Source organism: Streptomyces sp. NPDC001135, from assembly GCF_053598395.1.
Genome location: NZ_JBSFKD010000064.1, coordinates 21,936 through 28,621, shown reverse-complemented (window position 1 = coordinate 28,621; position 6,686 = coordinate 21,936). Strand labels below are relative to the sequence as shown.

The following is a 6,686-nucleotide window of genomic DNA, read 5'->3' as shown; positions in this document are numbered from 1 at the left end:
ACGCACCGGACACTCCCGTCTGCCCTCCGGGCGACGACGGGAGTGTGACGACAGGGCCTAGTCCAGACCGTCGACGAGGAACCCGCCCAGGTCCGGCACAGCCCCCGGATCCGGCACGGCCAGCTCGGCCCAGATCACCTTGCCGTGGTCCGTGTAACGGGTGCCCCAGCGCTCGGCCAGCTGCGAGACCAGGAACAGACCCCGGCCGCCCTCGTCGGTCGTCGCCGCGTACCGCAGATGCGGTGAGGTGCTACTGGCGTCGGCCACCTCACAGATCAGCCTGCGGTCATGGATCAGCCGCACATGGATCGGATCGGAGCCGTACCGGATGGCGTTGGTGATCAGCTCGCTCAGCACCAGCTCCATACCGAAGCCCAGCTCGGACAGGCCCCACTCCTCGAGCTTGCCGGAGACGGCGGCGCGCATACCCGACACCGCCGCCGGGTCCCGCGGCACGTCCCAGTCGGCGACCTGCTCGGCCGGCAGCGCCCGGGTGCGTGCGATCAGCAGGGCCACGTCGTCCACCGGCCGCTCGGGCAGCAGCGCCTCCAGCACCGCCTGGCAGCTCTCCTCCGGCGTCCGGTCGGGGTGGCCCGCCAGCGCCCGCCGCAGCAGCTCCATACCCACATCCAGGTCCCGCGTACGGTCCTCGATGAGCCCGTCGGTGTACAGCACCAGCTGGCTGCCCTCGGGAAGATCCAGCTCGGCCGTCTGGAACGGCATGCCCCCCAGACCCAGCGGCGGCCCGGCCGGCACCTCGGGGAAGGTCACACTGCCGTCGGGGTGGACCAGCGCCGGTGCCAGATGCCCGGCGCGGGCCATGACACAACGGCGCGTCACGGGATCGTAGATCGCATACAGGCAGGTGGCGCCCACGATCTCCCCCGACGTCTCCGGACACGCCTCGTTCTGGTCGATGCGGCCGACCAGGTCGTCCAAGTGACTGAGCAACTCGTCCGGCGGCAGGTCGAGCGTGGAGAAGTTGTGCACCGCGGTCCGCAGCCGCCCCATCGTGGCCGCGGCGTGCAGGCCGTGCCCGACCACGTCACCGACGGCCAGCGCCACCCGGCTGCCCGGCAGCGGAATCACGTCGAACCAGTCCCCGCTCACCCCCGACTGGGCCGGCAGATAGCGGTAGCCCACCTCCAGGGCGCTCTGCTCGGGCAGCGTACGCGGCAGCAGGCTCCGCTGAAGGGTGACCGCGAGGGCGTGCTCACGGGTGTACCGGCGGGCGTTGTCGATACTGACCGCCGCCCGAGCCACCAGCTCCTCCGCCAGCGACAGCTCCTCCTGGTCGAAGGGCTCCCGCTTGGACCGCCAGAAGTTCACCATGCCGAGCACCACCCCACGGGCCTGGATCGGGGCGGTGACGAGCGAGTGGATGCCGAACTCCACGATCTGCCGGGCGCGCTCCGGGTCCTGTACCTGCCAGTCCTGCGCGGCCGACAGATCGGTCACCAGCTCGGAGCGGCCGGCGTCGTAGCCGCGGGCCTGCGGAGTCGACGGCAGGAAGTCGATCAACCGGCCCTTCTCGTAGAGCGGGTGGTCGTCCCGGATGCCACCCACGGCCACGCGCCGCATGTCCGTCGCCGTAGGCCCCGGCTCCTCGCCGTGCAGCACCGCGTCGGCCACGTCCACGGTGACGAAGTCGGCGAAGCGGGGGACGGCCACCCGCGCCAGCTCATCGGCCGTGCGAACCACGTCGAGGCTGGTGCCGATGCCCAGCCCGGCGTCGTACAGCAGCTCCAGCCGCTCCCGGGCCACCTCCGCCCTGCCGGACACCGCCTGCAGCTCGGTGGAGTCCCGGAGGGTCACCACGGTGCCCTCGGGGCACCCCGCACGGTCGGTGGGCCGCTGGTTGACCGCCAGCAGCCGGCCCCCGGCGAAGTGCACCTCGTCACCGGCCTCGCGCCCCGAGACCAGCAGCTCCGTCATCGCGGGGTCGAGCCCCGGCAGCTCCCCCACAGTGCGCCCCTCGGCGTCGGCGGGCAGCTCCAGCAGCCGCCGGGCCTCGTCGTTGGCGAGCAGGATCCGCCGGTCGGCATCGACGATGAGCACACCCTCCCGCACCGAGTGCAGCACCGTGTCGTGGTGCTCGTACATCCGGGTCATCTCGTCCGGCGCCAGGCTGTGGGTCTGCCGCCGCAGCCGCCTGCCCACCAGCGCCGTACCGCCGGTCGTGACCACGAGCGCACCGGCCCCGGCCGCCAGGATGATCGGCAGCTGCCGGTCCACCGCGCTGGTCACGCGCTTCACCTTCAGCCCGGCGGAGACCAGGGCGATGACCCTGCCGCGGGCGTCGTCAATGGGAACAGTGGCCTGCACCTCATGGCCGAGCGGACCGTGGACGCTTTCCGTGTAGACCTTCCCGGCCAGCGAGGGGCCGATCCGGCCCACGAACCGGTGACCGATCTTGCTGGGCATGGGGTGGGTGTACCGAATGCCCTTGGTGTTCATCACCACGATGAAGTCGACGCCCGCGGACCTGCGCCCCGCCTCGGTGAGCGGCTGGAGCACCTTCGACGGGTCCGGGGCGCGCAGCGCCTGGAGGATCCCGGGGGAGTGCGCGAAGGTCTGCGCCACGGCTATGGAACGGCGCTTGGCCTCCGTGCTGGTGTCGCGTTCCGACTGCATGACCAGAGCGAGGACTCCGCAGACCACGAGCACTATCACCAGCGTGATCTGGAGAAGGAAGACCTGTCCGGCGACGCTGCGCCGGCTCCGGCGGGCCGTGGAACGCCACGACATACGCCCGAATCGGTCGAAAGGGTCCGACATGTGGCATTTCTAGCACCGGTTGCATCCGTTGACTACGCCGGTCCACGAGATGGACGCCACATTTCTCCGCCTCGCAGGTCACATGGCTGGTATCCAGCCACATGTGTCCCACGGGCACCGCCGGAACATGTACGGACAAGGGTGCTCGGGCGGACCCGGTGGCTGTGCGCACCGGGTCCGCGAGCCGGGCGGGCGAGGGGGTGGGTGTCCCGCCCGGGTGGTGCTGGCTTGTGATGTCGGCCAGGGTGCACGACAACGTTGTCGGATGGTCTGTACATGACTTTACCGCCCCAACCGACAACGATGTCAACCCACTTGGAGTAGCCCGAACGGGTGGCCTCGGCGTGCGCCGTCCGGCGCGCACGCGGTCTTCCGTGGTAGCGGTGGCGCACGTTACTGTCCCTGCGGCTTGTGCGACCTGTGGTGCGCGACCCGTCCATGAAGGAGGAAGGGCCGCGTGCGTTTCAGACCCCTGTCCCTGCTGCTGGCCGCGCTCCTCGCGACCGGCGGCGCCGCTCCCGCCCTCGCGGCGTCCGCCGCACCCCCCGAACTCGTCAAGGACCCCACCCGGTACGTCGATCCCCTGATCGGCACCAGGAACGGCGGCGACGTCTTCCCCGGCGCCGTCGTGCCCTTCGGCATGCTCTCCTGGAGCCCCGAGAACACCAGGGGCGACGCCACGAGAACGGCAGCCCCCGGCGGCTACCACTACGACGCCACCCGCATCCGGGGCTTCAGCCTCACCCACATGTCCGGCACCGGCTGCGCGGGCGGCAGCGGCGACATCCCCTTCTTCCCCTACGCCGGCGAGGTCACCTCCTCCCCGGCGAGCGACACCAAGGACGCCGTCTACGCCTCCGACTTCACCCACGCCGACGAGCGGGCCGAACCCGGCCACTACACGGTGGGCCTGGCCTCCGGCGTCACCGCCGACCTCACCGCCACCGCACGCACCGGCTCCGCCCGCTTCACCTTCCCGTCCGGCAGACCCGCCTCGCTGCTGGTGCGCACCGCCAACTCCGAGGTCGGGGCGCAGGACTCGTCCGTCACGATCGACCCCGGCAGCCGTACCGTCTCCGGGTCCGTCACCTCCGGAGACTTCTGCGGCTACCTCGACCCGGAAGGCCGCCGCGCCTACTACACCCTCTACTTCACCGCCCGCTTCGACCGCGCCTTCAAGGACGCCGGCACCTGGCAGGACGACAGGCTGAACCCCGGCTCGCTGGAGGCGTCCGGCGGCACCGGCGGCTTCTCGCACGGCGGGCGGCCCGTCGCCGGCAAGGGCGCCGGCGGATACGTCGAGTTCGCGCCCGGCACAGGGCCGGTGCACGTCAAGGTCGGCATCTCCTACGTCGGCAAGGCGGCGGCCGAGGCCAACCTCGCCGCCGAGAACCCGCCGGACCGCTCCTTCGAGGCGGTCGAGAGCGCGGCCCGCCGGGCCTGGCGCGAGCGGCTCGGCGCCGTCCGCGTCGGCGGCGGCACGGACGCCGACCGCACCACTTTCTACACCGCCCTGTACCACGCGCTGCTGCACCCGAACATCATCAGCGACGCCGACGGCCGGTACCGGGGGGCCGACGGGCGCGTGCACACGGTCGGCGGTGGACAGGATGCCGCAGACGGTCGACTGCATACGGTCGACGTCCGACGGGATGCCGCAGACGGTCAACCGCATACGGTCGGCGCGGGGCGGGATGCTGCCGACGGGCCACGGTATGCAGTCGGCGGCCGACGGGATTCCGTAGACGGTCCACCGTATACAGCCGACGGCAGGCAGCATGCCCAGTACGGCACCTTCTCCGGCTGGGACGTCTACCGCGACCAGCTGCAGCTGCTCACCCTCCTCGACCCCCGCACCGGCTCCGACATCGCCCAGTCGTTGTACGAGCTGGCCCGGCAGAACGGCGGCACCTGGGACCGCTGGCTGCACGGCGCGAGCGGCACCCATGTCATGAACGGCGACCCCTCGCCGACCGCGCTGGCCGGTATCCGCGCCTTCGGCGGCACGGACTTCGATCTGCGCGGCGCGCTGGACTCGCTGGTCGAGGCGGCGACCGTGCCGACCGAACAGGACCTGTCCCCGGCGGGCAAGCCGGTGCTGTCCGCCGGCCAGCGGCCCTCGCTGGACAAGTACCTGAGGCTGCACTACATGCCGAGTGTCTCGAACGCCTGGGGCGGCGCCGCCGAGACCCTGGAGATGTCCACGGCCGACTTCTCGATCTCCCAACTCGCCGCAGCCGCGGGGAGGAAGGGCACGGCCGCTGCCTTCGCCCGCCGCGCCCAGTGGTGGCAGAACAACCTCGACATCGCCGCCGACCCGAGCGGCGGCTACATCGCCGACCGCAAGGCCGACGGCAGCTGGGTCACCGGTTTCACCCCGGACACCGGCAACGGCTTCGTGGAGGGCACGGCAGCCCAGTACACCTGGATGGTCCCGCACGATCCGGCGGGCCTGTTCGCCGCGCTGGGCGGCCGGGACAAGGCGCTCGCCCGGCTCGACGGCTTCTTCCACGACGAAAGCGGCGGCTGGGCCTTCACCGGCCACGGCGGCACCAAGTCCGAGCTGGACAACGAGCCGTCGATCAACGTTCCGTACCTGTACGACTACGCGGGCGCCCCGTACAAGACGCAGGAGACCGTACGCGCCGCGATGCGGCAGCTGTGGTCGACCGGGCCCGGCGGCATCCCCGGCAACGACGACCTCGGCGCGATGTCGTCCTGGTACGTCTTCTCGGCCCTCGGTATGTACCCGCAGGTGCCCTCACGTGCCGAACTGGTCCTCGCCTCCCCGCTGTTCGAGCGCGTGGAGATCAGCCGGCCGCAGGGCAACGACATCTCCCTCAGGGCCACCGGTGCGGCGGCCGGCGCACCGTACATCCACTCCCTGAAGGTCAACGGCCGTACCAGCGACCGTCCCTGGCTGCCGGCGTCCTTCGTCCGCGACGGCGGCCGGCTCGACTACACCCTGTCCGCGACCCCCGACCACACCTGGGGCGCCGACAGTCCGCCGCCGTCGTTCCGCGAGGGGGAGCAGCCCTACCAGATCGGCGTCGGCCCCACCGCCGCCACGGTCGCACCCGGCGACAGCACCACGACCACCGTTCGCGCGCTGTCGCTGACCGGCGGCACCGGCCCCGAGGTGCGCTTCCGGGTGGAGACCCCGGCCGGCGTCACGGCCACGCCCGCCGAGGGCACGGTCTGCGGCGGGGTCCAGGACATCACCCTCACGGCGGCCAGGGACACCGCCCAGGGCTTCGCCGACGTCAAGGTCACGGTCACCTCGGGCGGCACCTCGTACGAGCAGCCGGTCTCGCTCACCGTGGCCGCCCCCGGCACCCTGCTCGCGGCCTACGACGACACCGGCGTCTCCGACGACCCGGGCGACCACGACGAGGCCGACTACGACGGCGGCGGGTGGAGCTACTCCCGCCAGGCCCTCGCGGCGGCCGGCCTGACCCCGGGCGGCCAGGGCACCGTCGAGGGCCTCGCCTTCACCTGGCCGGCCTCGCCCGACGGCCGCCCCGACAACGCCACGGGAGACGGCCAGACCATCGGACTTCCCACGCCCGCGACGCGGTTGTCCTTCGTGGGCAGCGCGGTCAACGGCAATCAGCAGGCCGAGGCGACCGTCACCTACACCGACGGCACCACCGACACCGTCGACCTGTCCTTCACCGACTGGACCGTCGGCGGCGGAGGCGGCACGGTCCAGTACGACAACCGGGTCGTCGCCAGGGCCGCGTACCGCAATGTCGCGGGCGCCGGCAAGGACCCGGTGGCCACCTACGTCTTCGCCACCAAGCCGTTCACGGCCCCCGACGGGAAGACCGTGCGCAGCGTCCGGCTCCCGCACAACGGTGACCTGCACGTGTTCACCCTGGCCACGGACTGAACCACGGAGAGCAAGA

At 71.9% G+C, this 6,686-nt stretch carries 2 protein-coding genes; one reads left to right on the top strand and one right to left on the bottom strand.

The annotated features are described in order from the left end of the window. Positions 1-57: 57 nt before the first annotated feature. The gene (locus tag ACWC94_RS41340) at positions 58-2,748 is read right to left on the bottom strand and encodes a SpoIIE family protein phosphatase (RefSeq protein ID WP_450802818.1); all 2,691 of its coding nucleotides are present in this window, start codon (positions 2,746-2,748) and stop codon (positions 58-60) included. A gap of 487 nt (positions 2,749-3,235) precedes the next feature. Here ACWC94_RS41340 and ACWC94_RS41335 point away from each other — a divergent pair, with 487 nt between their 5' ends. After that, positions 3,236-6,670 carry a GH92 family glycosyl hydrolase gene (locus ACWC94_RS41335; protein ID WP_450802814.1) on the top strand — a complete coding sequence of 1,145 codons (3,435 nt, stop codon included), beginning with the start codon at positions 3,236-3,238 and terminating at the stop codon, positions 6,668-6,670. Positions 6,671-6,686 lie beyond the last annotated feature (16 nt).